Origin of the sequence: Nocardiopsis sp. NPDC049922, assembly GCF_040660275.1 — a bacterium.
Taxonomy (GTDB): Bacteria; Actinomycetota; Actinomycetes; order Streptosporangiales; family Streptosporangiaceae; genus Nocardiopsis.
This window is the reverse complement of sequence record NZ_JBFAME010000001.1, coordinates 72,909-97,487: the sequence shown is the minus strand read 5'-3', so window position 1 is coordinate 97,487 and position 24,579 is coordinate 72,909. Positions and strand designations below refer to the sequence as shown.

General features: G+C 72.3%; 28 protein-coding genes. 14 read left to right on the top strand and 14 right to left on the bottom strand.

Translation table 11 applies throughout. From position 1 onward, the window contains the following. Nucleotides 1-2: 2 nt before the first annotated feature. Genes AB0I72_RS00435 through AB0I72_RS00425 form a run of 3 tightly spaced genes read left to right on the top strand, consistent with a single transcriptional unit; the run spans nt 3 to nt 1,480 of the window. Nucleotides 3-362: a hypothetical protein gene (locus AB0I72_RS00435; RefSeq protein WP_358560904.1), complete on the top strand. Its 360-nt coding sequence runs from the start codon at nt 3-5 to the stop codon at nt 360-362. A 60-nt stretch (nt 363-422) separates the two neighbouring features. Then, complete coding sequence (locus AB0I72_RS00430) at nt 423-1,277, top strand: peptidoglycan recognition family protein (protein WP_358560901.1); 855 nt, start codon at nt 423-425, stop codon at nt 1,275-1,277. Then, on the top strand, nt 1,274-1,480 hold the full coding sequence (locus AB0I72_RS00425; RefSeq protein ID WP_358560898.1) for a hypothetical protein: 207 nt from the start codon (nt 1,274-1,276) through the stop codon (nt 1,478-1,480). Before AB0I72_RS00430 ends, AB0I72_RS00425 begins: the two co-directional genes overlap by 4 nt. Before the next feature lie 52 nt (nt 1,481-1,532). On the opposite strand, the gene AB0I72_RS00420 is transcribed toward AB0I72_RS00425, so the two are convergent. After that, nucleotides 1,533-1,808, bottom strand: coding sequence for a hypothetical protein (locus AB0I72_RS00420; protein ID WP_358560895.1), 276 nt, complete (start codon nt 1,806-1,808; stop codon nt 1,533-1,535). Nucleotides 1,809-1,892: 84 nt separating this feature from the next. On the opposite strand from AB0I72_RS00420, the gene AB0I72_RS00415 reads away from it, so the two are divergent. Next, nucleotides 1,893-2,033 (top strand): hypothetical protein, encoded by a 141-nt coding sequence (locus AB0I72_RS00415; protein WP_358560892.1) that lies wholly within the window; start codon nt 1,893-1,895, stop codon nt 2,031-2,033. 84 nt (nt 2,034-2,117) lie between these two features. Beyond that, on the top strand, nt 2,118-2,294 hold the full coding sequence (locus AB0I72_RS00410; protein WP_358560889.1) for a hypothetical protein: 177 nt from the start codon (nt 2,118-2,120) through the stop codon (nt 2,292-2,294). 79 nt (nt 2,295-2,373) lie between these two features. On the opposite strand, the gene AB0I72_RS00405 is transcribed toward AB0I72_RS00410, so the two are convergent. From AB0I72_RS00405 to AB0I72_RS00395, 3 genes are all read right to left on the bottom strand, one after another. Next, nucleotides 2,374-2,556, bottom strand: coding sequence for a hypothetical protein (locus tag AB0I72_RS00405; protein WP_358560886.1), 183 nt, complete (start codon nt 2,554-2,556; stop codon nt 2,374-2,376). Between the two features lie 326 nt (nt 2,557-2,882). Next, the gene (locus AB0I72_RS00400) at nt 2,883-3,272 is read right to left on the bottom strand and encodes a hypothetical protein (RefSeq protein ID WP_358560883.1); all 390 of its coding nucleotides are present in this window, start codon (nt 3,270-3,272) and stop codon (nt 2,883-2,885) included. Nucleotides 3,273-3,339: 67 nt separating this feature from the next. Next, nucleotides 3,340-3,663, bottom strand: coding sequence for a hypothetical protein (locus AB0I72_RS00395; RefSeq protein ID WP_358560880.1), 324 nt, complete (start codon nt 3,661-3,663; stop codon nt 3,340-3,342). A gap of 305 nt (nt 3,664-3,968) precedes the next feature. On the opposite strand from AB0I72_RS00395, the gene AB0I72_RS00390 reads away from it, so the two are divergent. After that, entirely contained in the window at nt 3,969-4,592 is a 624-nt protein-coding gene (locus AB0I72_RS00390; RefSeq protein WP_358560877.1) for a hypothetical protein, read from the top strand. Nucleotides 4,593-4,649: 57 nt separating this feature from the next. Here the strand turns inward: AB0I72_RS00390 and AB0I72_RS00385 are convergent, their stop codons facing one another. The 5 genes from AB0I72_RS00385 to aroA all read right to left on the bottom strand — a co-directional run bounded on the left by AB0I72_RS00385 (nt 4,650) and on the right by aroA (nt 11,338). After that, nucleotides 4,650-5,753, bottom strand: coding sequence for a helix-turn-helix transcriptional regulator (locus AB0I72_RS00385; RefSeq protein WP_358560874.1), 1,104 nt, complete (start codon nt 5,751-5,753; stop codon nt 4,650-4,652). A gap of 138 nt (nt 5,754-5,891) precedes the next feature. Continuing rightward, a complete protein-coding gene (locus AB0I72_RS00380) occupies nt 5,892-6,746 on the bottom strand; it encodes a hypothetical protein (protein ID WP_358560871.1) in 855 nt (284 codons plus the stop codon). A gap of 289 nt (nt 6,747-7,035) precedes the next feature. After that, a complete protein-coding gene (locus AB0I72_RS00375) occupies nt 7,036-7,686 on the bottom strand; it encodes a hypothetical protein (RefSeq protein WP_358560868.1) in 651 nt (216 codons plus the stop codon). A 1,364-nt stretch (nt 7,687-9,050) separates the two neighbouring features. Next, a complete protein-coding gene (gene rsgA / locus AB0I72_RS00370) occupies nt 9,051-10,055 on the bottom strand; it encodes a ribosome small subunit-dependent GTPase A (protein WP_358560865.1) in 1,005 nt (334 codons plus the stop codon). Then, a complete protein-coding gene (gene aroA / locus AB0I72_RS00365) occupies nt 10,052-11,338 on the bottom strand; it encodes a 3-phosphoshikimate 1-carboxyvinyltransferase (RefSeq protein WP_358560862.1) in 1,287 nt (428 codons plus the stop codon). The genes rsgA and aroA overlap by 4 nt, the downstream gene beginning before the upstream one ends. Before the next feature lie 85 nt (nt 11,339-11,423). On the opposite strand from aroA, the gene AB0I72_RS00360 reads away from it, so the two are divergent. Then, nucleotides 11,424-12,596, top strand: coding sequence for a cysteine desulfurase family protein (locus AB0I72_RS00360; protein ID WP_358560859.1), 1,173 nt, complete (start codon nt 11,424-11,426; stop codon nt 12,594-12,596). Nucleotides 12,597-12,600: 4 nt separating this feature from the next. On the opposite strand, the gene AB0I72_RS00355 is transcribed toward AB0I72_RS00360, so the two are convergent. Next, nucleotides 12,601-13,296 carry a peptidylprolyl isomerase gene (locus AB0I72_RS00355; protein WP_358560856.1) on the bottom strand — a complete coding sequence of 232 codons (696 nt, stop codon included), beginning with the start codon at nt 13,294-13,296 and terminating at the stop codon, nt 12,601-12,603. A 279-nt stretch (nt 13,297-13,575) separates the two neighbouring features. Between AB0I72_RS00355 and AB0I72_RS00350 the strand changes: the two genes are divergently transcribed. The 3 genes from AB0I72_RS00350 to AB0I72_RS00340 all read left to right on the top strand — a co-directional run bounded on the left by AB0I72_RS00350 (nt 13,576) and on the right by AB0I72_RS00340 (nt 16,079). Continuing rightward, entirely contained in the window at nt 13,576-14,388 is an 813-nt protein-coding gene (locus tag AB0I72_RS00350) for a helix-turn-helix transcriptional regulator (RefSeq protein ID WP_358560853.1), read from the top strand. A gap of 58 nt (nt 14,389-14,446) precedes the next feature. Further along, nucleotides 14,447-15,661: an amidohydrolase gene (locus AB0I72_RS00345; RefSeq protein WP_358560851.1), complete on the top strand. Its 1,215-nt coding sequence runs from the start codon at nt 14,447-14,449 to the stop codon at nt 15,659-15,661. A 136-nt stretch (nt 15,662-15,797) separates the two neighbouring features. Next, nucleotides 15,798-16,079, top strand: a complete 282-nt coding sequence (locus AB0I72_RS00340; RefSeq protein WP_358560848.1) for a hypothetical protein — start codon at nt 15,798-15,800, stop codon at nt 16,077-16,079. Here the strand turns inward: AB0I72_RS00340 and AB0I72_RS00335 are convergent. Then, on the bottom strand, nt 15,990-16,793 hold the full coding sequence (locus AB0I72_RS00335; RefSeq protein ID WP_358560845.1) for a TIGR03089 family protein: 804 nt from the start codon (nt 16,791-16,793) through the stop codon (nt 15,990-15,992). The two genes, AB0I72_RS00340 and AB0I72_RS00335, sit on opposite strands and share 90 nt — an antisense overlap. A 100-nt stretch (nt 16,794-16,893) precedes the next feature. Here AB0I72_RS00335 and AB0I72_RS00330 point away from each other — a divergent pair, with 100 nt between their 5' ends. The 4 genes from AB0I72_RS00330 (at nt 16,894) to AB0I72_RS00315 (ending at nt 21,683) form a co-directional block, all read left to right on the top strand. After that, nucleotides 16,894-17,436 carry an AAA family ATPase gene (locus AB0I72_RS00330; RefSeq protein WP_358560842.1) on the top strand — a complete coding sequence of 181 codons (543 nt, stop codon included), beginning with the start codon at nt 16,894-16,896 and terminating at the stop codon, nt 17,434-17,436. A 100-nt stretch (nt 17,437-17,536) separates the two neighbouring features. Next, entirely contained in the window at nt 17,537-19,576 is a 2,040-nt protein-coding gene (locus AB0I72_RS00325; protein ID WP_358560839.1) for a hypothetical protein, read from the top strand. Between the two features lie 41 nt (nt 19,577-19,617). Continuing rightward, nucleotides 19,618-20,553: a glycosyltransferase family 2 protein gene (locus tag AB0I72_RS00320; RefSeq protein ID WP_358560836.1), complete on the top strand. Its 936-nt coding sequence runs from the start codon at nt 19,618-19,620 to the stop codon at nt 20,551-20,553. After that, on the top strand, nt 20,550-21,683 hold the full coding sequence (locus AB0I72_RS00315; protein WP_358560833.1) for a glycosyltransferase family 4 protein: 1,134 nt from the start codon (nt 20,550-20,552) through the stop codon (nt 21,681-21,683). The genes AB0I72_RS00320 and AB0I72_RS00315 overlap by 4 nt, the downstream gene beginning before the upstream one ends. Nucleotides 21,684-21,733: 50 nt before the next feature. Here the strand turns inward: AB0I72_RS00315 and AB0I72_RS00310 are convergent, their stop codons facing one another. The 3 genes from AB0I72_RS00310 to AB0I72_RS00300 form a co-directional block, all read right to left on the bottom strand. Beyond that, nucleotides 21,734-22,882 carry a CU044_5270 family protein gene (locus AB0I72_RS00310; protein ID WP_358560830.1) on the bottom strand — a complete coding sequence of 383 codons (1,149 nt, stop codon included), beginning with the start codon at nt 22,880-22,882 and terminating at the stop codon, nt 21,734-21,736. Beyond that, a complete protein-coding gene (locus tag AB0I72_RS00305) occupies nt 22,879-23,484 on the bottom strand; it encodes an RNA polymerase sigma factor (protein WP_358560828.1) in 606 nt (201 codons plus the stop codon). The genes AB0I72_RS00310 and AB0I72_RS00305 overlap by 4 nt, the downstream gene beginning before the upstream one ends. 73 nt (nt 23,485-23,557) lie before the next feature. Then, a complete protein-coding gene (locus AB0I72_RS00300) occupies nt 23,558-24,517 on the bottom strand; it encodes a lysylphosphatidylglycerol synthase domain-containing protein (protein ID WP_358562758.1) in 960 nt (319 codons plus the stop codon). Nucleotides 24,518-24,579 lie beyond the last annotated feature (62 nt).

The window sequence follows — 24,579 nt, the reverse complement described above, 5'->3', positions numbered from 1 at the left end:
TCGTGACGACATCACCATCCCCGAGCCAGTACACGCACCTCGGAGAGCTTCTGACGTTGATGCGTGACGAGATGCGCCGCGGCTTCGACGACATCAAACGTGAACTCGCCGACCGCGTGTCCGGTGACGTGTACGCGGCCGACAAACGGCTCGCCGAGGAGCGCGCCGATCGGCTCGCCGCCGAGGTCGCCGCCGTGCGCGCCGAACTGGAGCGCGCCGAGGAACGCCAGGACGTCGAACGAGTACGCACCGAGGAGCGGCGTGCGGCCGACCGCCGCATGGTGTGGGGCGCGGTGATCGCTGGGGGTCTGTCCCTGGTGGTCGGGTCTGTGCTCCTGGCCGTGCAGCTCCTCACCACCTGACCCATCACCCCACTCTCCCCGGCCGCCGCCGGGGCCGTCACCATGCCCTGGAGGCGACCGATGATCGACTACCCGCGGACCTACTTCGGCTGGTCCGCGTCCTCACCCGCCGACTATGCCGACCCGGAGTCCGGTCTCGTCGTGCACTACAACGGGCCCGCGACCGGGCTCACCGGCCACGGCGACTGTGTCGCGTACTGGAAGGCCACCCGCGACGGCCACGTGTCAGGGAACGGCTGGGCCGACATCGGGTACAGCTTCGGCATCTCGACCGAGGGCGGCATCTTCGAGGGTCGCGGGCTCAACCGCTACCAGGCCGCCCAGGGCACCACCTCGGGCAACCGCAACTGGTACAGCGTGTCCCTGATGATCGGCGAGGGCGAGCGACCCACCGACGCGCAGATCGACGGCGTCCGCCGACTCCGTGCCCGGCTGATGTCCGAGCACGGCGTGTCCGGAAGGGTGCTCGGACACCGCGACTTCTCCTCTACTTCGTGTCCGGGCAGCCTGCTCTACGACCTCGTCGAGGACGGCACCTTCGAGCAACCGCCCGGCTCACCCACACCCACCACCACGGAAGGACATGACCCGATGCTCGGATTGACGAAGGGCGACAGCGGGCGCCCGGTGACCGCTCTTCAACAGGTGCTGCTCTACTGCGGTGCGAGCCTGCCCCAGTACGGCGCGGACGGCGGCTACGGCCAGGAGACCGCCGACGCGGTCCTGTGGGTGCGCCAGCAGATGGGCTCCAGTGCCACCAACGGTGACACCGTCACCTCCTACGCCTACGCCCAGATCCTCAAGGCCCTCGCGCGCAAGCAGGCCGAGGAGATCCTCGCGGACGCGCCCAGCGGCTCCGGCACCAGCCTGCCCGCGACCGCCACCATCACCGGCACCGTCAACCTGGAGGCATGACCACCATGCACGAGGCTCCGAAGTCGTCCGCCCGTCCCGAGAAGAAGGTCACCGTGGCCACCGCGTCGGCCGCGGCCGTCACCGTGCTCGTGTTCGCCACGTCCCAGTTCGGCATGGACGTGCCCGAGACCGTCGCCGCTGCGGCTGTGACCCTGGTCGTGTTCGTCGCCGGGTGGCTGGCACCGCACACCCGCCGGTCGTAGGCCACACACCAGCGCGCCCCCGCTCCTCGCACGAGGAGCGGGGGCGCGTTCGTCATTCCGTCGCCTTCTTGCGGGCTGCGGTGCTCTTGCCCTCGGCGATCCCCTGAGCACGGCTGCGGGTGATGCCCAACTCCGTCGCGACGTCGGCATGCGAGGCACCCGCGGCGCGCATCTGGAGGACGGCTTCCTGGCGCGCTTCGCGTAGTGCGCGCTGGAGGGCGGGGATGGAGTTGAGCATGTCTCCGGCGGCGCGGGCACGGCTGGCGGGGTCATTGATGCTGGTCAGGGCGTTGATGATGTGGGTGGTGTGGTCGTCTGCGAAGCTCATGAGAAAAGTGTACTGCCTAGGCTTGCACATGTCATGCCTAGGCAGTACACTGAAAGCACAACAGAATAGAGGGGAGGTGAGAGAGTGACTCTCTTCCAGGCGATCACGCTGACGATCGCGAGCACGGCCCTCCTGCTGGCGCTGATCCGGTTCATCCAGGACCGGCCCAAGCCAGGCAAGGGAAAGCACGCGATCGGACGCCACCGCCGCCGCCACAAGCGGTAAGGCGGGCCCCGGATGCACACATCATCCGGGGTCCGCCCCACCTCCCAGACTCGCACAGAACCACCGCGTATAGGAAGGATGCCTATGAAGACGAAGACCGCCGTCTGGATCACGTGGGCGACCGTGCTGCTCGCCCTGGCCGCCATCGTCGTCGGCACCATCATGACCGGCCCGGCCTGGTGGGCCTGGACCATCTGGGCCGCCCTCGTGGCGGGAACCGGTGCGCTCCACATGGTCGCTCACCGCCGCGGCATGATGTGATCGGATGACGGCTCCGCCTCTTCGACGAGGGGCGGAGCCGTTGCGTGTCCGGATGCGGCCACCGGCCGCGATTGACCCTTCAGGACACGTGAACCTCCCTCCACCAGCCGTTGATCGCGCCGAGGCCCTCCAGCTCGTCATGAATGGTGGTCGCCAGCCGGTCCCGTGTGGAGTCGTGCTCCCCGAGCGCGTGATCGGCTCGGAACGCCGCCTCTTCCTCTTCTCGCATCGGGATCCGGATGTTCAACCTGTGCTCTGCCATGTATCCCCCCTGTGGCTGTGCGTGATGGCGTGAGGGTTGGAAGTGGGGCCACCGGCTTCTCTCCGGTGGCCCCGGGCCCGGCCGCCCCTCATCCCCCAACGCGGGGCGGCCGCCTGGTCCCGCGTGCCCGGTAGGGACTCCGGACACGCGGGGGTCTACTCATCGCCGTCGCTGCCCTCGTTCTCGGCGGGCTCAACGGGCGGCTCGTCGGGCTCACCCCGGTCGGCGCGGGCGGGTCCGCGGGCGTACCAGCCCATCAGGCGACCGCCCGCCGGGGTGGGCCTGGTGGCCCTACGGCGTCCGCACCTGACCGTGCGGGCGCCGAGTCATGTGGCGGCGTACACCCGCATCCACGCGGGGACGTCCTCCGGCACCCGGGGTGGGTACGGGGCCGGGGGGTGTGCGCTGGTGACCCTCGCGAAGTAGTGGCCCAGCGCGCTACGCAGCGTCTGTGGAGTGACCGGCTCGTCGGCGGGCGCAAGGTGCCGGGTGCGGAGTCCGCCGTCGGCCACACCACCGCGCCGTGCAGAGATCTCGTACCGCCACTCCCCACCGTCCAGGTACACACGGATCGCGGCGGCCACTTCGCCGCCCACCGTCACCCGCACGTCCACAGAGCGCGGTGAGGAGTCGTCCGGGATCTCGACCACGGCGTCGTACCCGGCCTGCTCGGCGGTGGCCCTCAGGGCGAGGATTCGGGTCTCGTCGGGGGTCATGGCGTCCTCTCTGTCGGGGAGCCGCGCCCCGGGCCAGGGTCGGCGGAGGGGGCCCGGGGCGCGGCGGTCAACGGTCCCGCGTCGCGGCGGGTACACGCGGGCGGGTGTGGCGGTGGAGCCGTGTCTCCAGCTGTTCGACGGTCGGCTCGACCTCGGTGCGCCAGGGGGCGCAGCGGTCGTGAGCGGTGGCGACCCACATGCGGCCGGTCCACGCGATCCAGTAGGCGTGGCCCCATCGGTCCCGGAGCCGGGGCAAGGAGACCTCCGGCGGCTCCCAGCGGCGGCCCTTGGCGTCCTCGTGCCGGTCCTCATGGCCGGGGGCCAGGACGCACCGGCGGACGAATCCGGAAGGGTCAAGTCCGATCTCGGGGCACGTCTCCTCGGAGGTCATGCCGCCCTCCTCGCGGTGAGAAGCAGTCGCACGCCCAGCGCCAGCGGAGCGAGGTCGCCAGCGGGCCACGCCACGTAGGCGCGAATGCGCTCTGCCCGCCGCGGTCGCCGCCAGCCCAGGCGAATGGCCAGCGGTCGGGGTGGTCTTGTCGGCTGGGTCTTCCGTGTCATGGTCATCACCTCTTGCAGTCGCGTCGCATGACTGATCGTCGCCAGACGCGCACTGGGTGGGGAGTGGCCTCGGGGGTAGCCAAATAGTTAACCCCCCTCTTAAGATTGGGTGGCACTCAACCGAAGGGGACTCCCGTGGCCGACCAGATCGCCAACGAACTGACTCGACAAGACGCCCTTGACCTTGCGTTTCGCCGTGCAGGGGCAAGCGCGAAGTCCTTCCCCCGGCTCGCCGCAGCCCTTCACGGAGAGGGTTCAGGTATGTGGGTGGCCGGTGGCCAGGCATGGGAAGCGCTGGCCACCGGGGCGACGTGGTCGGTCGTCTGCCGATCGGTCGCAGAAGTAGCCCGCGATGCTGAGCACGCGGTCGGCAGCACCTTCCGCGTGCTTACCGACCCGACCCGGATCACCAGCGAGGACGACCGCGACGCCCACCTGGCCACCTGGGCGGAGTTCGCCGATCTGTTCCTGGCCAGCCTCGGCTACAGCGACCCCGCCGAGGTCGACGCGGCCATCACCGCTCGCATGGAGGAGGCCCGCACGTGGCTGTCCGTGCTGGGATTCCTGCGCGCGGATCACGTGCGCCGTGCGTTCGGAACTGAACGCGGCTCCCAGGCTGCGGCTGCTCGGGCTCTTGGCATCTCGGGCGCCGCCATCTCCGGGATGCTGTCGGCGGACGACGAGCGGTGGGCTGGCTGGCGCTACGACGCCGACGAGAGTGCGGCTGGCAGGCCGCCGCGCGACCCCGCAGAACTGTAGTAGTCACCCACACGAAGACGCCCCGCAGTCAGAGCTACGGGGCATCTTCACGCTTTCTCAGGCGGATCTGACTTCCTCGGCCAATCGCCGCAACGTCACCGACCGCTGCGGCGCCGGGAGTTGGTTGAGCGCGGTCGTGGCGTGTGAGACGCCGCCGCGTTGGTCGCCAGCCTTGGCGAGCATCAACCCTCGGTGCATGTCGAGATGGGTGCGATACCGGTCATGCCCGGAGGGGATCGACGTCTCCGCCTCCTCCTGGGCGGCCAGCGCCGTCTGCTCATCACCGGTCCGCGCTGCTGCCCCCGAGGTGAAGATTCCGAACCGCCACCAGGGCATGTTGAAGTCGCTGCTGGTGTCGTCCACCCCGGCCGCGTCGAAGGCGCGCCGAGCGTCGGTCAGGTGGTCGGCCGCCGCCCGGGCGTCACCACGGACGGCTGCCACGTGAGAGGCCGCCAGGTGTGCGCTGAGTCGTCCGACGGCTGGGGTCTCGTCCAGGGCAAGGGCCTGGGTGGCGAGGAGATCCGCCGTGTCGACATCGGAACGGTCGTAGGCGAGCGCCAACGCAGCCCGACCTCGCACCCACACGCGCGTCTTGACGTCCTCGGACCGATCAGCGAGCGCAGCGGATCGGCGGTACCACTGGACGGCGGTGGCGTGGTCGCCGAGCGGCATGGTCTTAGCGAACAGAACGGCGAGCACGGAGGCGACCGCCCAGGCTCGTGGCTCGGCGAGGGACTGCTGGATGGCGACCATGTCCACGGTGAGGCGGTCACGAATGCCCACCACACCCTGGCGCATGTAGGTGCGGCCGTAGTCGTCAAGGACAGCGTCCCAGTCGTCGGTCGTGCGGCGGGCATCAGCAGCGGCGAACCCCGCTGCGAGCAGATCAGAGGCGATCATCGGCGCGACGGACACGCCAGTCGCGGCCATAAGGAAACGTCGGCGGTCCACGCGGGCGGCCTCCAGGGCATCGAGAGGAACTCGGAGTGCGGTGGCCAGATGTGGCCGCCAGAACGATCCCGGTTTCCTCTTACCCGACTCCCAGCGGGAGATCGTCTCGCGGGTGACGGTGTCGCGTCCGGCGGCGTCACACACAGCCTCCGCGAGTCGAGTCTGCGACCAACCCCAGCCTTCGCGTAGTTCCCGAATCGCTGTGGCCACTCCATTGGCCACCCCCTGGGGACTATCATGTGTGACCACGGGCCCCGCCTTCCTGTCGCGTCGCAACCTCAGGATAGGCGGGGCTTCTACGTGTGCGCTGGGAATGCGATTCAGCCGTGACCCGCTCACCTTTGCCGGTCACGCGACGGCCAGCTGGCGGTCGCTCTCGTCGGGCATGGCCGCGCGGACATCCCGCAGCACCCGACGCCCGGTCCGCGCGGACACCCGGCCGTGGCCGCGCGCGGCCAGCATCTCGACGACGTCCGCCCCGGTGGCCGTGTCCGGCGTGATGGCCGTGTCCGGGTCGGTCAGCCACTCCATGACCGCCTCGGCGCGGTCGCCGATGGCCACAGGGGCGTCCGGCCGCGCCGCGGGGATGTCCGCAGGCTCCTCGGCGGCCACCTCCGACGCCGGGTCGATGTCCGTCGCCACGGGCGTGGCCGTCCCTCGGACGACCGGACGCGTGGACACGGCCGCCTCCGCCGTGGCGTTCTCCTCGTCCTCCTGGTGGTGGGCGGCCACGCGCACCATGAGCGCGGCCACGGGGATGGTGTGGTCGCAGATGGCCGGACGCGTGTCCGCGCGATCAGCGACGGCCGCCTCCTGGACGATCCGGAGCGCGGCCATCGCGAGGAGGTACGCCAGCTCGGCGACGAGCGGGACCCAGATGGCCGTGGCCACGCCCGGCCACCCGTAGGCGACGCCGTGCGCGAGGTTGGCCGCGCCCGTGGCCGCGACGCCGACGAGGAGGGACGCCTTCGCCACCGGCGGCGGCTTCTGGCCGTGTCGCCGGGCCAGCGCGATCGTCGCCAGCGACATGACGATCAGCCCGTCCACCGTCGCCGCGATGACCGCGGCCTCCCACGAGGCGGCCCCGGCGAGGAGCGCGACGGCGAAGATGTGGCCGTAGGACACGGCGGCGAGCCCGGCCGCGATGCCGAGGCCCGCGACAGCGGGAAGGGGGACGCGCGCAGGGCGCGGTACGGTGGTCATGGGTCTACTCCTGGTCTGCACAGGTAGTGGATCAAGCCCTCGGCGCGGTGTTGGTAGCACCGCCCGGGGGCGTCTTGTTGTGGGGCCCTAGTCGACGACGCCGACATCGCTCCGGGTGTTGGAGACCGTACCGGAGTTTCTTTTCGTGCGCCACAAGATCCGGAGTAGATCCATCATATGGATGCTTGTTTTTGGTGAATCTATGAGTCGCCTACGGCACTCTGCTAGAATGACGTTTGCGCAGGTCAGGAGTCTCTATCGGGGGGTCGCACACGGCATTCCGGTGAATTTACCACTCGTAGGTTCCGGTCGCCATGAGTTCCTCCCACTTCTGTCGAGCCGCCGCGCTGAGCTTCGACTCGATGTAGTCATAGTAAATGAGCCTGGTGTGTTCGGGCAGGGCGTCCAGGGCCGATTCGGTGGCCTTGAGAACCGCAGGGTTGTCACCGTGCGCGGCGGCAGACAGCACGGACAGTTCCGGTAGGCGCCGGGCCTGGTCGATGTCGTCGATCACTGGCGTGTTGGTCGGTCCCAGTACGGCGGGAGTGAAGACAGCCCCACCGGCCTCGAACTCGATGGGGGTTCGCGCCCACTCCTCGGTTCCGCTGTCCGGGCAGACCACCATCAGTCTGACCGGACAGCGCAGGATCTCCCGCACGGTGGCCACGTACAGCGGCCAGGTGTACGGCTTGTCGTGGTCCTTCTTCTGCTGGACCTCGGCGATGATGGCCATCACCTTGGCCCCCTTGCGGTCGTAGAGGACGACGACGTCATCCGACTTGAACGGCACGGGCTTGAGCTTGGTGTGGTCGGTACAGCCGAGCTCGGCGTGCGCGTAGTCGGGTACCGGGAAGCCGATCGTGTCCCGCAGCATGGCGGGGGCCAGCTCGGGACGGTTGTGGAACAGGCGCACCTGAAGCTCGTGGTCGAATCCTGGCATGGCAGGAGACTACCGAGGGTGATCGCACGATTCTGGGGATTCGGGAAAACTGCCCGTGTGCGGGAGAAGTTTCCCGATCCCCCTGAGATGGCCGGGGCGGTCGTGCCGTCCCTCACCCCCTGTGGTGCTGTAGTGGTCGTGCCGTCCCCAGCCCCCTGGGGTGCTGTAGCGGTCATGCCATCCCCAGCCCCCTGTGGTGGGGCGGGCGGGGAGGCTTCCGTGAACCCCCCTGTGGTGGTCGGGGTGGTCGGGTGTCCGGCCGACCCCCTGTGGCTGGGCGACCAGGGACACTTCCGCGAACCCCCCTGGGGTGACCGGGCTGGTCGTGCCGTCCCTAGCCCCCTGTGGTCCTGTAGCGGTCGTGCCGTCCCTAGCCCCCTGGGGTGCTGTAGCGGTCGGGTGTCCGGCCAACCCCCCTGTGGTGGGGCGACCAGGGACGCTTCCGCGAACCCCCTGGGGTGGCCGGGGTGGTCGGGTGTCCCCAGCCCCCTGTGGTCCCGAAGCGGTCATGCCGTCCCCACCCCCCCTGTGGTGGCCGGGACGGTCACGTGTCCCCAGCCCCCTTCGGTGACCGGCGCGCGGACTTGTGTGGGGCCTGGGGCCGGTGGTCCCTGAACCGTCCACCCCCCGCTCCTGGGGCCGGGGGTGTCATCACTTCGGAATCACGTTTCCACGTGGTGGCCGTGTCCTGCATATCTGTGGAGGGCAGAGGGTGACCATAGGTGAGGGACCTCGCCCTCCGGAACGAATTCGCTCCGCGAACACGCCCTCCGGGTCGAGCCACACCCCCAGTGGTGACCGGGTGAGCAGGACACCACACCCAGCCCCCTATGGACCCGAGAACCGGTCGACCCAACCCCCCTTGGGTGAGTCGGGGCGATCACGGTCTCCGTCCAACCCCCCTGCAGCTGGGCGGTCGGGGACGGTCACCCCGAACCCCCTCCGGCACAGGACCCGGACAACCCAAACCCCCTACGGAAACCCGAGGCGGTCACGGTCTCCGACCAAACCCCCTGCGGCTGGCCCACCAGGAACGGTCACCCCGAACCCCCTCCGGCACAGGACCCGGACAACCCAAACCCCCTGCGGTGGCCCGAGACGGACACGGTTCCCGACCAAACCCCCTACGGTTGGCCGACCGGGGACGGTTCCCGTCCAAACCCCCCGTGGCACGGGTCCCGGTCAGGCGAACCCCCTTCAGTGACCCGAGGCGGACACGGTTTCCGACCAAACCCCCCTGCGGCTGGGCGGTCGGGGACGGTCACTCCGAACCCCCTGTGGCACGGGTCTCCGGTCAGGTGAACCCCCCTTTGGTGGGTCGGGGCGGCCGTCCAACCCCCCTGTGGCTGGGCGGTCGGGGGTGGTCAGGGCTCCTCGTCGAGGGTTCCCTCGCGGCTGGCGAGCAGGCGGCGCAGCGACCCCACGCGGTCGGCGTCCAAGCGGCCCGCGGACAGGGCGGCCGCGACCGCGCAGTCCTCCTCCTCGGGCTGGTGCGTGCAGCCCGGCGGGCAGTCGCGCGTGACCTCGTCGATGTCGGCGAAGCCCGCCACGATGTCCTCCGGTTCGATGTGCGCGAGGCCGAAGCTGCGCACCCCCGGGGTGTCGATGAGCCAGCCGCCCTCGAAGGGCAGCGCCACGGCGGAGGTCGACGTGTGGCGTCCCCGGCCGGTCACGGCGTTGACGTGCCCCACCGCCCGGTCGGTTCCCGGAATCAGGCGATTGACCAGCGTCGACTTCCCGACGCCGGACGAGCCGACGAACACACTGGTTCGGTTGGCCAGGCGGGATCTGAGCCGGGTCAGGTCCCCCTCGGGGCTGAGCACCTCGTAGGGCAGGCCGAGGGGTTCGTAGACCCGGACCAGGTCGTCGGGTTCGGCCAGGTCGGCCTTGGTCAGGCACAGCAGCGGTGCGAGGCCGGCGTCGTAGGCCGCCACCAGGCAGCGGTCCACGAAGCGGGGCTGAGGCGCCGGGTCGGCCAGGGCGCACACGATCGCGAGCTGGTCGGCGTTGGCGACGATCACCCGCTCGACGGGGTCGGTGTCGTCGGCCGTGCGCCGGAGGACGCTCTCCCTCTGGCGGACCCGGACGACGCGGGCGAGGGTGTCGGGTCTGCCGGACAGGTCACCGACGACGTCGACGCGGTCCCCCACGACGATGGAGCCGCGGCCCAGCTCACGGGCCTTCATCGCGACGACCGGCACCTCGTTGACCAGGCACCGGTAGCGACCCCGGTCGACGGCGGTGACCAGGCCCTCCGCGGCGTTCTCGTGCTTGGGCCGGGTCCTGGTGCGGGGTCGGGAACCGCCCCGGGCACGCACCCGGATGTCGTCCTCGTCCAGGTGGCGTCCCCCGCCCCGCGTGCGGCTCATGCGAGGGCCTCCGCCCACAGGCCGGGGAAGTCGGGCAGCGTCTTGCGCGTGGTGGCGATGTTCTCCACCTCCACCCCGGGCACCGACAGCCCGATCACGGCCCCGGAGGTGGCCATCCGGTGGTCGTCGTAGGAGTGGAACACGCCTCCGTGGAGGGGCCGGGGCCGGATGACCAGACCGTCCGGCAGCTCCTCGGCGTCCCCGCCCAGATGGTTGATCTCGGCGGCGAGCGCGGCGATGCGGTCGGTCTCGTGGCGGCGCAGGTGCGCGATCCCGGTGAGTCGGGAGGGCGAGTCCGCCAGCGCGGCCACCGCGGCGATGGTCGGCGTGAGCTCGCCGACGTCACGCAGGTCGGCGGTGATGCCGTTGATCTGCCCGGTGCCGCGCAGGGTCAGGTCGTCGCCGGACCGGGACACCTCGCCGCCCATCCGGGTGAAGAGGGAGCGCAGCTCGTCCCCGGGCTGGGTGGTGTGCTCGGGCCACCCCTCGACGGTGACCTCGCCGCCCGTGATCAGGGCGGCGGCCAGGAACGGCGCCGCGTTGGACAGGTCGGGCTCCACGGTGATCTCCGTGGCCTTGATCGGTCCCGGCGCCACCCGCCAGGAGTTCTCCCCGGTGGTCACGGACACGCCGACGGCGCGGAGCATCTCCACCGTCATGTCCAGGTGCGGCTGGGAGGGCACCGGCGGCCCCTCGTGCCGGACGTGCACCCCCTCGGTGAACCGGGCGCCGCTGAGGAGGAGGGCGGACACGAACTGGGACGAACCGGAGGCGTCCAGGGTGACCTCGCCTCCGGGCACGGCTCCGGTGCCGTGGATGGTCATGGGCAGGGCGCCGCGTCCGCCGTCGTCGATGTCCGTCCCGAGGGCGCGCAGGGCGTTGAGCAGCTCGTCGACGGGCCGCTCCCGGGCACGCGGGTCCCCGTCGAAGTGGACGTCGCCGGCGGCGAGGGCGGCGAGTGGCGGAACGAAGCGCATGACGGTTCCCGCGTTGCCGACGTCGACGGACGCCGGTCCGCGCAGCATCGCGGGGGTGACCACGAGGTCCTCGCCCTCGGCGGTGATCCCCACGCCCAGCGCGCGCAGCGCGCCGATCATGAGCTCGCTGTCCCGGCTGGCGAGTGGACGGCGCACCAGGCACGGCGTCTCCGAGAGCGCGGCCAGAACGAGCGCCCGGTTGGTCACCGACTTGGAGCCGGGCAGGGACAGCCGCGCGCTCACCGGGCGCTGGACGGTCGGGGCGGGCCAGTGGGCGGCGGGCTGCGGGGACGCGGTGTCAGGCATGACTCAAGGTTATCGGGGTTGGGGGAGGAGGGGAGGGGTCGGATCGCGGCTGTGGACAACGGCGGCCGCGTATTCTGGGACCGCCATGGTGTATCTGGATCACGCAGCCACGACCGAGGTCCGTGCCGAGGTCGTCGCCGACCTCACGGACGAGCTCGGCGCCCTCGGGAACCCGTCCTCCCTGCACGGCCACGGACGGGCCGCGCGCCGCACGGTCGAGGAGTCGCGCGAACGTCTCGCCCGCGCTCTGGGGTGCACGCCGCACGAGGTGGTCTTCACCGGTGGCGGCACCGAGTCGGACAACATCGCGATCAAGGGCCTGTACTGGGCCCGCAACGCCGAGGCGCCCGCGCGCCGACGGATCCTCGTGAGCGCCGTCGAGCACCACGCGGCACTGGACCCCGCGCACTGGATGGCCGAGCACCAGGGCGCCGTCTTCGAGCCGCTGGCCGTGGACGGCCTCGGGCGCGTCGATCCAGGGACGCTGCGGGAGGCGATCGAGCGCGATCCGGCGACCGTCGCCCTCGTCTCGGTCATGTGGGCCAACAACGAGGTCGGCACCGTGCAGCCGGTGGCCGAGCTCGCCTCGGTCGCCGCCGAGTACGGCGTCCCCTTCCACACGGACGCCGTCCAGGCGGTGGGCTCCGAACCGGTCGACTTCGCCGCCAGCGGCGTCGGCGCGCTCACGGTCAGCGGTCACAAGCTCGGCGGTCCGGTCGGTGCGGGCGCGCTGGTCGTCGCCCGGGGCCTGACCCCCGTGCCGGTCCTCCACGGGGGCGGGCAGGAGCGCGACATCCGCTCCGGCAGCCTGTCCACTCCGCTCCTGCGCGGCCTGGCCACCGCGGTCGACCTCGCCGTGGCCGAACGCGAGGAGCACGTCAAGCACCTGACGGCGCTCCGGGACGAGCTGGAGGAGCGCGTGCGCGCGGTGGTCCCGGACGTCGTGGTCAACGGCGACCCGGACGGGCGCCTGGCCGGGATCTCCCACCTGTCGTTCCCCGGCTGCGAGGGCGACGCCCTGCTCATGCTGCTCGACGCGAAGGGCATCTCCTGCTCGACCGGATCCGCCTGCTCGGCCGGGGTCGCCCAGCCCAGCCACGTCCTGCTGGCGATGGGGGCCGACCCGGACACCGCGCTGAGTAGTCTGCGGCTGTCGCTGGGACGGACCTCCACGCCGGAGGACGTCGCGGCACTGGCCGAGGCGATCGGGCCCGCCGTGGAGCGGGCCCGAGCCGCCAGGGCCAAGCGCCGACGCTGATTCCTCAGTCCCCGGAGCGCCGGATCGTGACGGACTCCAGCGTCACGTCCTCCGTCGGACGGTCGCCCTGGTCGGTCGCCACCTGGGAGATCGCCTCCACGACCTCGTACGACTCCTCGTCCGCCACCTGGCCGAAGATCGTGTGGCGGTCGTCGAGGTGCTCGGTCGGCGCGACCGTGATGAAGAACTGCGAGCCGTTGGTGCCCGGGCCCGAGTTGGCCATGGCGAGGACGCCCGGCTCCGCGAACGTCCGACCGGACCCGAACTCGTCCTCGAACGTGTACCCGGGGCCGCCGCGACCGGTTCCCTCGGGGTCGCCGCCCTGGATCATGAACCCCTCGATCACCCGGTGGAAGACCGTCCCGTCGTAGTACGCGGCCGCACCGGTCACCGGGTTGGGCACCCCCTCGCCCTCGGCGAGCCCGACGAAGTTGGCCACGGTCAGCGGGGCGTCCTCCGGGAAGAGGTCCACCTCGATGTCGCCCTCGCTGGTGCTCAGGACGGCGCCCTCCACGTCCGAGACGTCGATGTCCGCGGGACCGCCGGACGCCTCGGGGCTGGAGGTCGTCTCGGCGTCGGCGGCGGCCTCCCGAGCCGTCTCCTGTGCCGACGCCTGGCCGGTGTCGCTCTGACACGCGGTCGTGGCGAGCAGGACGGTGGAGGCCAGCAGGGCGGTCGCCGACAGGGTAGAGCGCTTCATCGGTTCACTTCCGAGGTGAGGTTCGCGGCTTGGCGGCACACAGAGTACTGGGGTCGGCGGGGTTACCCCACCTTGGGGCACGCCGAAGGTGTCCCTGGTCAGAAGAGTGTCGGGTCATGGGACGGCATTGTCAGTCCTTGTACGGACTTATCACCGATCGCCGCACCCGCCCGGTCGCTTGACCAGCCGCCCCGCCACGGGAGAGGGTCGGATGGAGGGGGCGGGGAGCCGACCCGAGGGACCGGCCCGCCCCGACCGGCGACGGGAGAGGAATCGGGAGTGAACACGGCGTTGCCTTCTGCGATGTGGCTCCCCTTCGGCGCGCGGGTGCTGCGCGCCAGGTCCGACAAGGGGCTCTCACGCGCCGAGCTGGCCAGGACCGTCGGCGTGACCGACGACAAGCTCCGCGAGGTGGAGTACGCGCACTGCCGACCGGCCCGGACGCTGGTCGAGAGGGTGGACACCGCGCTGGGAGCCGACCACCAGCTGGTCGACGCGTGGGCGATCACCCTCCAGGCCGAGGCCTTCCCCAACGAGTTCGGGGACATGCGGGAGCTCGGCGCGCACGCGGCCCGGCTCTGGGAGCACCAGCCCATGGCCGTGCCCACGTACCTGCGCACACGGGAGTACTCCAGGGCCATCCTGGGGCCCGCCCACCCCGACCTCGACGGGGACCAGGTCGAGGCGATGGTCGACGAGGAGATGGCGCACCGGGCGGCGATGACCGGCCCGGACGGCCCCGGGCTGCGGGTGGTGCTCAACGAACCCGCCCTGACGCGTCCCCAGGGGGGCGCGGCCGTGGTCAACGCCCAGCGCGGATTCCTGGCCGACCTCATCGAGGCGGGCATCGTCACCATGGGCGTGATCCCCGAGCAGACGCCGCGCCACCCGGGCCTGGGCGGCGCGTTCCGGCTCATGGAGTTCGAGGACCGGCCGAGCATGGTGTACGCGTTCGCGGCCCAGGGCGGGGAGCTCACGGCCGATCCCGCGCAGGTCGGGCGCTGCACGATGGTGCGCGACGCCATCGAGCACGCCGCCGTCGAGCTGACGCCGGACTCGGAGATCCTGACCTCGCGGTGGCCGGGGCTCTGACCTGAGGCGGAGCACCGACCCCTTGGGGAACGCCGGGGGATGGGCTAGGTTGCCCGCCATGGATATCGCGATCACTTCCGGGTTCGTCGTTCCCGTCGACGGCGACCCCATCGACGGCGGCACGGTCCTCATCTCCGACGGCACCATCACGGCGGTCGGCGCGGACGCGGACGTCACCGTCCCCGAGGGAGCCACGGTCGTCGACGCGTCCGGCAGGTGGGTGCTCCCCGGTTTCGTCGAGGCGCACGGCCACGTCGGCATCGACGAGGAGGGCGTCGGCTGGGCGGGCGACGACACCAACGAGATGACCGACCCCAACGGCGCGCGTCTGCGCGCCCTGGACGCCATCAACCCCGCCGACCAGGGGTTCGTCGACGCCCTGTCCGGCGGCGTGACCAGCTCCGTGGTCAAGCCCGGCTCCGGCAACCCGATCGGCGGCCAGACCGTCGCCGTCAAGTGCTGGGGACGCAGCATGGAGGACCGGCTGATCAAGCAGCCGACCAGCGTCAAGAGCGCGCTGGGGGAGAACCCCAAGCGCGTGTACGGGGAGAAGAAGCAGCTGCCCTCGACCCGGCAGGGCGTGGCGGCGGTGATCCGCGACGCGTTCACCAAGGCGCAGGACTACAAGGCCAAGCGCGAGCACGCCGCCGCCGAGGGCACGCCGTTCGACCGGGACACCACCCTGGAGGTCCTGGTCAGGGTCCTGGACGGCGAGCTGCCCTGGTGCCAGCACGTCCACCGGGCCGACGACATGCACACGGCGATGCGGCTGGCCGACGAGTTCGGGTACCGACTGATCATCAACCACTGCACCGAGGGCCACCTGCTGGCCGACGAGATCGCGGAGCGCGGGATTCCGGTGATCACGGGTCCGCTGATGGTCGGCCGGTCCAAGGTCGAGGTCAAGAACAAGACGCTGGCCAACCCGGGGATCCTCGACCGCGCGGGCGTGAAGGTCGCGCTCACCACCGACCACCCGGTCGTGCCCATCGAGTTCCTGGTCCACCAGGCCACCCTGTGCGTCAAGGAGGGGCTGGACCGGGACAGCGCGATCCGGGCGATCACGCTCAACCCGGCCGAGATCATGGGGATCGACGACCGGGTGGGGGCGCTGCGCCCCGGCCTGGACGGCGACGTGGTGGTGTGGTCGGGCGACCCGCTGGACGTGATGAGCCGCGCGCTGCGCGTGTTCGTCGGCGGGCGTGAGGTGTACACCTACGACGAGGAGCGGCGCGAGGGCGTGGTCGCGGACGCCTACTACCGCGAGTCCTAGGGCACGCGCCCCCGGCGTGTCCCTAAGGAGCTCCCGGCGGTGCCTTAGCCGGTGCGTCCTGGTCCGCGGCGCGTGCCGCGGACCGGAAATACGGCGGATATCCCATGGTGGCGGCCCCCTCCTTAGCGCGAGTCTGGTGGCGGCCGGGACGTACGGTCCCGCCCCACCGGACTCACGGGAGGACGCCATGCACCCCGATCTGCACGCCCAGGCCGCCGACCTCTACCGCGCCGAGCGGGAGCGGGAGGCGCGTGACGCCAGGTTGGCGCGCGAGGCCCGCAGGGCGGCCAAGGCGCGTGCGGCCCGCGAGGCCGACGCCGACGGCGGATCAGACCAGGAGGCGCGGTCCCGCGGCCGCCGCCACACCGCTCCCGGCCGGGTCGAGGACGGCGGTGGCGCCTTCCATCTTCAGGCGTGAGAGCAGGTCCGGCACGTCGTCGGGGCCGCCCTCGGCGAGGATGACCGGGGCGCCCGCGGCCACCGGCGCCAGGAGGGCCGAGGCGTCGTCGCCGAGCGCGGAGAGCGGGGTGGCGGGGCCGACCACGATCGCCACGCGGTCCTCCGCGGTCAGTGCCCACTCCCCGGCTCGGCGGTGGGCGGCCGCCACCAGTTCCGTGCCGGTCCACTCGCGGGCCGTCGCGTACGCGGTGGCGTCGGCGTCGAGCGCGTAGGGGGAGAAGTGGTCACCGTGGGCCCGTGCCTCGGTGGTGTAGTCGAGGACCATCGGGGGCAGATCCCTCAGGGGCAGCCCGAGCGGGTGCAGCGAGGCGCCCACGACCTCCTCCGCGCCGCTGTCGAGCGCCGCCTCCAGCCGGTCGGCGTCGGCCACCGCGATCTGCGCGCCGCCGGGGAACGCGTCGCCGTCGACGGGGACGGCCACCGCCCCGACCGACCAGGCCGACAGCAGCCAGACGAGCGACTGCCAGTGGAGGGGGAGCGCGATCGCGACCCGGTCGTCCGGCTGCGTCCCGAACCCGTCCACCATCAGGTTCGCGGTCTTGGACACCCAGTTGTCGAGGGTGGCGGGGGAGAGCTCGACCCGCCCTCCCGACGCGTCGTAGGAGGTCACGAACGGGCGGGCGGGGGCGGTGGCGACCAGGTCGCGCCACAGCTGTGCTGGAGTCTGGGACATGCCGCCACTCTACGGGCGGCGCCCCGGTCCCCGACCTGGCTGGTCCGCGCCCCCCGTCCCCCGAACCCCGTCCGCACCCACGAACCCGAGAGGCGAACCCGTGCAGCGCTACATCCTCACCGGCACCCCCGGCGCCGGGAAGACCGCCGTCCTCCGCTGGCTGGAGTCCGACGGCGACACGGTGATCGAGGAGGCCGCCACCGACGTCATCGCGCTGGAACAGGCCCGCGGGAACCCCGAACCCTGGACCGACGCCTCCTTCCCCGACGCGGTCTGCGCGCTGCAGCGCCGCCGCCAGATCAACGCCTCCCGGTTGGCCGACACCGTCCAGTTCTACGACCGCTCACCGGTCTGCACCCACGCCCTCGCCACGTACCTCGGCCACCCCGTCCCGCCCGCTCTGGAGCGCGAACTCGACCGGATCGCGAGCGGGCGGGTGTACGAGCGGCGCGTCCTCTTCGTCCAGAACCAGGGCTTCACCGCGCCGACGGAGGCCCGGCGGATCACCCACGACGAGGCGCTGCGGTTCGAGAAGCTGCACCTGGAGACCTATCGCGGCCTCGGCTACGACTGCGTCCCCATCCCGCCGGGCACGCTGTCCGAGCGCGTCGACGCGGTCCGGCGGGCGGTGATCCGACCTTGACCCTCCGCCCGGCCCGCGCACCTGCGGCATTCCCGTCCGACCGGTGCCCCGCGCGGGCCCGAGATGTGCGTCACGTGGCTGGAGCTGCCACAGTGTCCCCATGCGCTTGCCTCCCGGACGGCTCCTCGCCCGCGTCACCGCGCTCCCCGCCATCGCCGTCTCGGCCTGGCTCCTGGTGGCCTTCCCCCTCCTGGCGTTCGGTGTCCTCACGCCCGTGGCGGGGCTCATCGTCGGTGTCCCGGCCGTGGTCGCGGCATGCGTCCTGGTGACGCGGCTCGTTCCGGACCCCGAGGAGGACGTGCCCTGGTGGCCGGTCGTCCTGGTGCTGCTGATCGCCGTGGCCTTCGCCGCGGTGCAGATCGCCTACCACGCGGAGGCACTGGTCATCCGGCGCGACCCGGCCTCCTACGCGATGTACACGGCCTGGATCGCGGAGAACGGGTCCCTTCCGATCCCCCTGCGCACCGACCTCATCGCCGGGGACGATCCCTCCCTCAGCTACCAGAGCCTCGCCCAGTACCAGCGCGGCGACGTCATCTGGCCGCAGTTCATGGCCGGCGCGCCCCTGCTCACGTCGATCGGCTACTGGGCGGGCGGCCTCACCGGCATGCTCGTGACCACCCCGGTCCTGGGCGCGCTGGGCGTGCTGACCCTCGCCGGGCTCACCGCACGCCTCGTCGGAGCCCGCTGGGCTCCGCTGGCGGCCCTGGTCCTGGCCGTGTGCCTGCCCCAGCAGTGGGTCAGCCGGTTCACCTACAGCGAGCCCGCCACCCAGATCCTCCTGCTCGGCGGGCTCGTCCTGGCCTACGACGCGCTCTTCCGGCGTTCCCTCCTGCGCGACCGCTGGTCCGCCCAGCACACCCTCGCGGCCGCCGCGGGGCTGTCGTTCGGGCTGGGGTTGGTGGTCCGGATCGACGTCCTGCGCGACCTGCTTCCCGTCATCGGCTTCGTCGGGCTCCTGCTCCTCGCCCGCCGGGGTCAGGCCCTCCCGCTGCTGGGCGGCCTGGTCGTCGGCGGGTGTCTCGGCCTGTACGCGGGCTACGGACTCTCCGAGCCCTACCTGGACTACCTGTCGGACTCGCTGAACCCGCTGCTGATCATCAGCGCCGTGGTCATCGTGCTCACGGTCGTCGCCACGGCCGCGCTGTGGCGGTACGGCGTCCCCCGCGTGGAGCGGGTCCGCTGGCTGCCCAACGCGATGGCCGCGCTGGCGCTGATCGCGATGGTCGGCTTCGCGATCCGACCGCTGCTGTGGCCCGACTACGGCCACGGCAGCGATTTCACCGACCAGTGGGTGGCCGCCGTCCAGCAGCGCGAGGGGCTTCCGGTCGAGGGCAGCCGCACCTACTACGACCACAGTCTCTACTGGGTGGGGTGGTACGTGGGTCTGAGCACCGTCCTGTTCGCCGGGCTCGGGCTCGCCCTGGTCCTGCGCCGGATCGTCCAGCGCCGCGAACCCCAGTGGGTCCTGCCCGCCATGCTGCTGGTGTGGTCGGTGGGAACAACGCTCCTGCGTCCCGCCATCACCCCCGACCACCCGTGGGCCAGCAGACGGCTGATCGCCCTGGTGATCCCCGCGTTCATCCTCTTCGCCGTCTGGTTCGCGGCCTGGCTGACCCGCTACTGCGACACCGCCGTTCGCGCCAACGGCCACGGCCCCCTCGCGCGCTCCCTCCCGGCCGCGGTGGCCGCGGGCGCCGCCGTGGCGATGATCGTGCCGACCGCCACCACCGCGGCCAACGGCGTCATGGGGTACCGGCAGGACGTGGGCACGGTCGCGGCCACGGAGAACCTGTGCGCGCACCTACCGGACGACGGGTCGGTCATCGTGGTCGACGGGGGGATGGCCGGGAACTACCTGCCGCTGTTCCGGAACGTGTGCGGGCTGCCCACCGCCGCGATGGACGAGCCCACGCCGCAGGACGTGGAACGGGTGGTCGGCGAGATCCACGAGCGCGGGCGCGACGCCGTCCTCGCCGCGCCCGACTGGGCCCCGCTCGACGAGTTGACCGGCGGCGCCGTCGAGCCCGTCCGGCCCTTCCACGTCGTCGCCGACATGGATCCCAGTACCCTCATGGAACCGCCCACCGGCCACTGGACCTTCCGAGGGAACGTCTGGGTGGCCGTCATCCCCGCCTGACCGACCAGCCCCGACCACACAGACGGAACACAGACGGACGCATGAGCGAGACACCCGATCACACCCAGGACCGCAGCGCCGGCGACCCGCCGGTGCGGGTCACCATCGTGCTCCCGTGCTACAACGAGCAGGACCACGTCCTCGACGAGGTCAAGCGGATCAGCGCGGCCATGGACGCCTCCGGGTACGGCTACGAACTGCTGGCCGTGGACGACGCCTCCACCGACGACACCCTCGCCCGACTGCGCGACGCCGAGGCCCTGTACCCCCACCTGCGGGTGATCGCCTTCGGCCACAACGGCGGCTCCGGCACGGTGCGCCGGATCGGCAGCCAGCGGGCGCGCGGCGAGTTCGTCGTGTGGACCGACGCCGACATGAGCTACCCGAACGAGCGCATCCCCGAGCTGGTCGCGATGCTCGACCAGGACCCCGAGACCGACCAGATCGTGGGGGCGCGCACCCAGGAGATGGGGTCGCACAAGGCGCTGCGGGTCCCCGCCAAGTGGGTCATCCGCAAGTTCGCCGAACGCCTCACGGGCACCCGCATCCCCGACCTCAACTCCGGGCTGCGCGTGTTTCGCCGCGACGTCGCCCGCCCCTACCTGCGCCTCCTGCCCCCCGGGTTCTCCTGCGTCACGACGATCACGCTGGCCTTCCTGTCCAACCACCACCCGGTCCGGTACGTGCCGATCGCGTACGCCACGCGGGCGGGCACGTCGAAGTTCCACTTCGTCAAGGACGCCTACCGCTACATCCTCCAGGTGCTGCGGATGGTCATGTACTTCAACCCGCTCAAGGTGCTCATGCCGCCCGCGCTGACCCTGTTGGGGATCGGCGTCGCCAAGGTCGTCTTCGACCAGGTGCGCAACCCGCTGTACATCCCCAACAACACGGTCATGATCCTCATGACGGGACTGATCATCGCGGCGATCGCCCTCCTGGCCGACCTCATCGTCCGCTCGCGGGACGGCGCGTGAGCGGCGGACCGGACGCGGGCGGCGGCCCGACCCGGGTGGCCCTGGTGGGTCCCGCCCACCCCTACAAGGGCGGCGGCGCCCGGCACACCACCGAACTGGCGCACCGGCTGCGCGCGCTCGGCCACCCCACGGTGATCGAGTCGTGGCGGGCGCAGTACCCGTCCGCGCTGTACCCGGGGCAGCAGACCATCACCGACCCGGAGGGCGAGCCCTACCCCGACACCCGCCACGCCCTGGCCTGGTACCGGCCGGACGGTTGGTGGCGCACCGGGCGGCGCCTCGCGGACGAGGCCGACCTGGTCGTACTGACCCTGTTCTCCCCGGTCCAGATCCCCGCCTACCTCGGCGTCCTCGCGGGCGTGCGGTCGCGGCGGGCGGGGACGCGGGTGGTCGCGCTGTGCCACAACGTGCTGCCGCACGAGCGCGGCGCGGTCGACGTGTCCCTGACCCGCGCCCTGCTGCGGCGGGTCGACGGCGTGGTGACCCACTCGCCCGACCAGGCGCTCCTCGCCGAGGGGCTGCGGGGCCCGGGGCGGCCCCGGCCGGTGGTCGCGGAGATGCCGCCGCACCTGCCGGAGACGGGCGGCCCCCGACCCCCCGCGCCCGGTGAGCGGCGGCACCTGCTGTTCCTGGGCATCGTCCGCCCGTACAAGGGCGTGGACGTGCTGCTGCGGGCCCTGGCGGACGGGGCTCCGGAGGACGTCGCGCTCACCGTCGCCGGGGAGTTCTGGGGCGGCCCCGGCGAGCTGTCGGAGCTGGCGGCGGAGCTGGGGATCGCCCACCGCGTCCGGTTCCACGAGGGGTACGTGCCCGCCGTCGACCTGCCCGCGCTGTTCGCGGGGGCCGACGCCGTCGTCCTGCCGTACCGGACGGCCACGGCCAGCCAGAACGTCTGGCTCGCCCACGAGCACGGCGTGCCCGTGGTCGCGACCCGGGCCGGGACGTTGGCGGACCACGTCCGCGACGGCGTCGACGGGCTGCTGTGCGCGCCGGGCGACGTCGACGACCTGGCGCGCGCGCTGAAGGGGTTCTACGCCCCCGGGGAGCCGGAACGGCTGCGCGCCGGGGTCCGCCCGGTGGACGCCGGACCGTACTGGACGGCCTACACCGGGCGGCTGCTGGAGGCGTGAGAGCGCCGCTCCGCCCCGCCGGGGCGGAGCGGCGGCGCCTTCGCGCGAGGTCACCCTCCGGTGGGGTCCTCCACGTCCGGCCAGGAGTCGTTCCACTCGGAGGTCTCGTAGAGCCTGTAGTGCACCACGTCGCCGGGCTCGGCCCAGTCGGCCTCCCACTCCGGGGCCTCGACCACGACCCGCTCGACGGAGAGGAGCCGACCGGTCTCGGGGTCGAAGAGGATCCGCTCCTCGTACCGTCCGTCCATCAGCCCGTCGACGTCGTAGGCGACGCCCACGGCGGGCCGTCCGGACAGGTCCTCGGTCACCCCCTCGGCCTCCCGGACGCCGGGCAGGCCCGCCAGGACCTCGTAGACGCCCGCCCTGACCTGCGGAGGAAGGGGAAGGTTCAGGGTGCTGGTGACGACCGCGATCGACGGTTCGGGCCGGGGTTCGAAGCCCGCCCGCGCCGTGTCCCCCTCGTCCAACGGCTCCTCGTCGTCCTCCTCGGGCCGCAGCATCTCCCGCAGCCGGTCCGGGTCGGAGGGCAGGTCCTGGAGGTCCTGGGGGCTCAGCGAGTCGTCGCCGATGGGGTAGCCCACCGTGTCCGTGGCGTACGGCCCCGCGTCATTCTCCGGGGCGGGGATCTCCTGTCGCGCGGTCTCCTCCGGCCAGAACGAGGGGGAGCCGTCGCGCTGCCACGCTCCCCGCACGCGGTCGGTGACCAGCGACCAGTCCGTCGACACGCTCTCGTAGGCGGCCCGCCCGGTCTCGGTGTCCGTCCACTCCCGGGCCTCACGGACGTCGTACACCCCGTACCGGTCGCCCTCGGGGCCCACGCCCCAGGCGTCGGCGGCCGTGAGGCCCTGCTGCCAGACGGCGCCGTCGACCGGCTGGGACCGGACGGCCTCGGCGAGGGGGGCCATGACCTCCATCGCGGTTCCGTCGTTTCCGGCCCCTCCCGACGACGGGGAGAGCGGCTCCACCGCGACCGAGTCCGAGCCCGGGAATCCGCCCGGTCCCAGCGCCAGGAACGTGAACACGGCCGCGGCGACGAGCACGGCCGCTCCGGACAGTGCCAGGGGGATCCGCCCGGTCGCGCGGACGCGGCGGGCGGGCATCGCGCCTCCGGGGCGCCAGCCCGTGCGCACGGCCAGTTCCTCCGCGGTGGGCTCGGGGACGTCCGCGCGCACCCGGCTCAGGTGGTCGATCTCGTTCACTGGGAGTTCCCCTTCACGGAGGAGGCGGCGGGGGGCAGGGCGGCGCGCACGCGCTTGCGGGCGCGGTGGAGTCGGGACCGGACGGTCCCCATCGGGACACCGAGCACCTGGGCGGTCTCCTCGTAGGTCAGTCCTCCCCAGGCGATGAGCAGCAGTGTGTCCCGGTCGCCCTTGGACAGGCGTGCCAGGGCCGAGGCCAGGTCGCCGGAGAGGGCGGTCGCGTCCACGCGCTCGGCGGCCCGGTCGGCGACGCCCTCCATGACCGGGTCGGCGCCGGTCCGTGCCAGGGCCTTGTAGGCGCGTGTCTCCGACCGGTGGCGGCGGCGCACCAGGTTGGTGGCGATCCGCCACAGCCAGGGTCGGGAGTCGGGACGGTCGGTGTCGTACCGGCGGCGCTTGCGGAACGCGATGTGGAAGGTCTCGGCGACGATGTCGTCGGCGTCGGCCCTTCCCAGGCGCCGGGCGACGTACCGGTGCAGGGCGGGGGCGTGGCGGCGGAAGATCTCGCCGAACACCGTGGGGTCGGTCAGGGAGCGTTGGACGACGACCGCGTCGGACTCCGGTCCGCCGGGTGCGGAGGCCCTGGGGACGGTCTCGGGCATGGGGGATCCGATCAGGTCGATGGACGGTGGTCTCACACCCCTGGTAGCCCGATCCCGGCTTTCCTGTTCGCGGTCAGGGCGCTTCCTGGGGTGTGACTGTCGTCACATCGCGCCGGGCGGACCGGGACAGCGGGACGGACAGCCCCGCCCACGCCAGGTCCGCGACCGTCATGACCAGCCGGGAGAGCACCGCGACCACCAGCGCCGCGCCCGCGTCGACGACCGGGGCGAGCGCCACCACCAGCACCGCCTCGCGCACCCCCAGACCGGCGGGCGCGAACACCACCAGCAGCCCCAGCGTCCACGCCAGGGCGTAGGCCCCCACCGCGGGCCCGATCGAGCGCACGGGGTCGCCGCCCACCGCCCACGTCAACAGCCACACGTGCGCGCCCAACGGCGCCCACGCCAGCAGGGTCCACGCGACCGACGCGGCCATCGCGCGCCCCGGCAGCCGGAGCGGGCCCGCCTCGGCCACCTCCCGGAACCGGGCGAACGGCCGGGCGGCGATCCGTACGCCCAGCTCCACCACGCGCGGGTGCAGGGCGGCCAGGAGCAGGGGCGCCAGGGCCAGCGCCCACCACCAGCGCCGGGCCGCCTCGGCGGACGACAGCGGGAGCGCGACCGCCGCGACGGACAGGCTCACCGCGAGCGTCACCCCGACGGCGAGCAGGGTCGCGGCCGCCCCGCGCACGCGCGGCACCCGCCAGTCGCGCGCCAGCTCCACCTGGGCGACGAACGCCCACACCGACCCGGGCAGGTACTTGCCGAGCTGGCCGACGAACATGACCCGGGCCGCGACCGCGCGCGGCAGCGGTGACCCGAGCCCGGCGAGCAGCGCCCGCCAGGCCATCATCTGTCCCGTCAGTCCCGCCATGCCCGCCAGCACCGCCGCCGGAAGGACCCACAGCGGCAGCGCCACGGCGGCGTCCCGGGCCTGCTCCCAGTGCGCGCGCACCGCGAGGCCCGCGCACGCCAGGAGCGCCAGCAGCACCGCCAGTCGCACCCACGGGTTGTCGCGCAGCCGACTCAGCACGGATCCTCCCTCCTCGCGGCCGATCCACCGATGATCGCAGAACACCTGGACGGTCGCCTGCG

Excerpts from the sequence above, each read along its gene's own strand:
- AB0I72_RS00430 (WP_358560901.1), top strand. The coding sequence starts at position 423 with ATGATCGACTACCCGCGGACCTACTTCGGCTGGTCCGCGTCCTCACCC.
- AB0I72_RS00425 (WP_358560898.1), top strand. The coding sequence starts at position 1,274 with ATGACCACCATGCACGAGGCTCCGAAGTCGTCCGCCCGTCCCGAGAAG.
- AB0I72_RS00420 (WP_358560895.1), bottom strand. The coding sequence starts at position 1,808 with ATGAGCTTCGCAGACGACCACACCACCCACATCATCAACGCCCTGACC.
- AB0I72_RS00410 (WP_358560889.1), top strand. The coding sequence starts at position 2,118 with ATGAAGACGAAGACCGCCGTCTGGATCACGTGGGCGACCGTGCTGCTC.
- AB0I72_RS00405 (WP_358560886.1), bottom strand. The coding sequence starts at position 2,556 with ATGGCAGAGCACAGGTTGAACATCCGGATCCCGATGCGAGAAGAGGAA.
- AB0I72_RS00400 (WP_358560883.1), bottom strand. The coding sequence starts at position 3,272 with ATGACCCCCGACGAGACCCGAATCCTCGCCCTGAGGGCCACCGCCGAG.
- AB0I72_RS00395 (WP_358560880.1), bottom strand. The coding sequence starts at position 3,663 with ATGACCTCCGAGGAGACGTGCCCCGAGATCGGACTTGACCCTTCCGGA.
- AB0I72_RS00380 (WP_358560871.1), bottom strand. The coding sequence starts at position 6,746 with ATGACCACCGTACCGCGCCCTGCGCGCGTCCCCCTTCCCGCTGTCGCG.
- AB0I72_RS00375 (WP_358560868.1), bottom strand. The coding sequence starts at position 7,686 with ATGCCAGGATTCGACCACGAGCTTCAGGTGCGCCTGTTCCACAACCGT.
- rsgA (WP_358560865.1), bottom strand. The coding sequence starts at position 10,055 with ATGAGCCGCACGCGGGGCGGGGGACGCCACCTGGACGAGGACGACATC.
- aroA (WP_358560862.1), bottom strand. The coding sequence starts at position 11,338 with ATGCCTGACACCGCGTCCCCGCAGCCCGCCGCCCACTGGCCCGCCCCG.
- AB0I72_RS00360 (WP_358560859.1), top strand. The coding sequence starts at position 11,424 with ATGGTGTATCTGGATCACGCAGCCACGACCGAGGTCCGTGCCGAGGTC.
- AB0I72_RS00355 (WP_358560856.1), bottom strand. The coding sequence starts at position 13,296 with ATGAAGCGCTCTACCCTGTCGGCGACCGCCCTGCTGGCCTCCACCGTC.
- AB0I72_RS00345 (WP_358560851.1), top strand. The coding sequence starts at position 14,447 with ATGGATATCGCGATCACTTCCGGGTTCGTCGTTCCCGTCGACGGCGAC.
- AB0I72_RS00335 (WP_358560845.1), bottom strand. The coding sequence starts at position 16,793 with ATGTCCCAGACTCCAGCACAGCTGTGGCGCGACCTGGTCGCCACCGCC.
- AB0I72_RS00325 (WP_358560839.1), top strand. The coding sequence starts at position 17,537 with ATGCGCTTGCCTCCCGGACGGCTCCTCGCCCGCGTCACCGCGCTCCCC.
- AB0I72_RS00320 (WP_358560836.1), top strand. The coding sequence starts at position 19,618 with ATGAGCGAGACACCCGATCACACCCAGGACCGCAGCGCCGGCGACCCG.
- AB0I72_RS00305 (WP_358560828.1), bottom strand. The coding sequence starts at position 23,484 with ATGCCCGAGACCGTCCCCAGGGCCTCCGCACCCGGCGGACCGGAGTCC.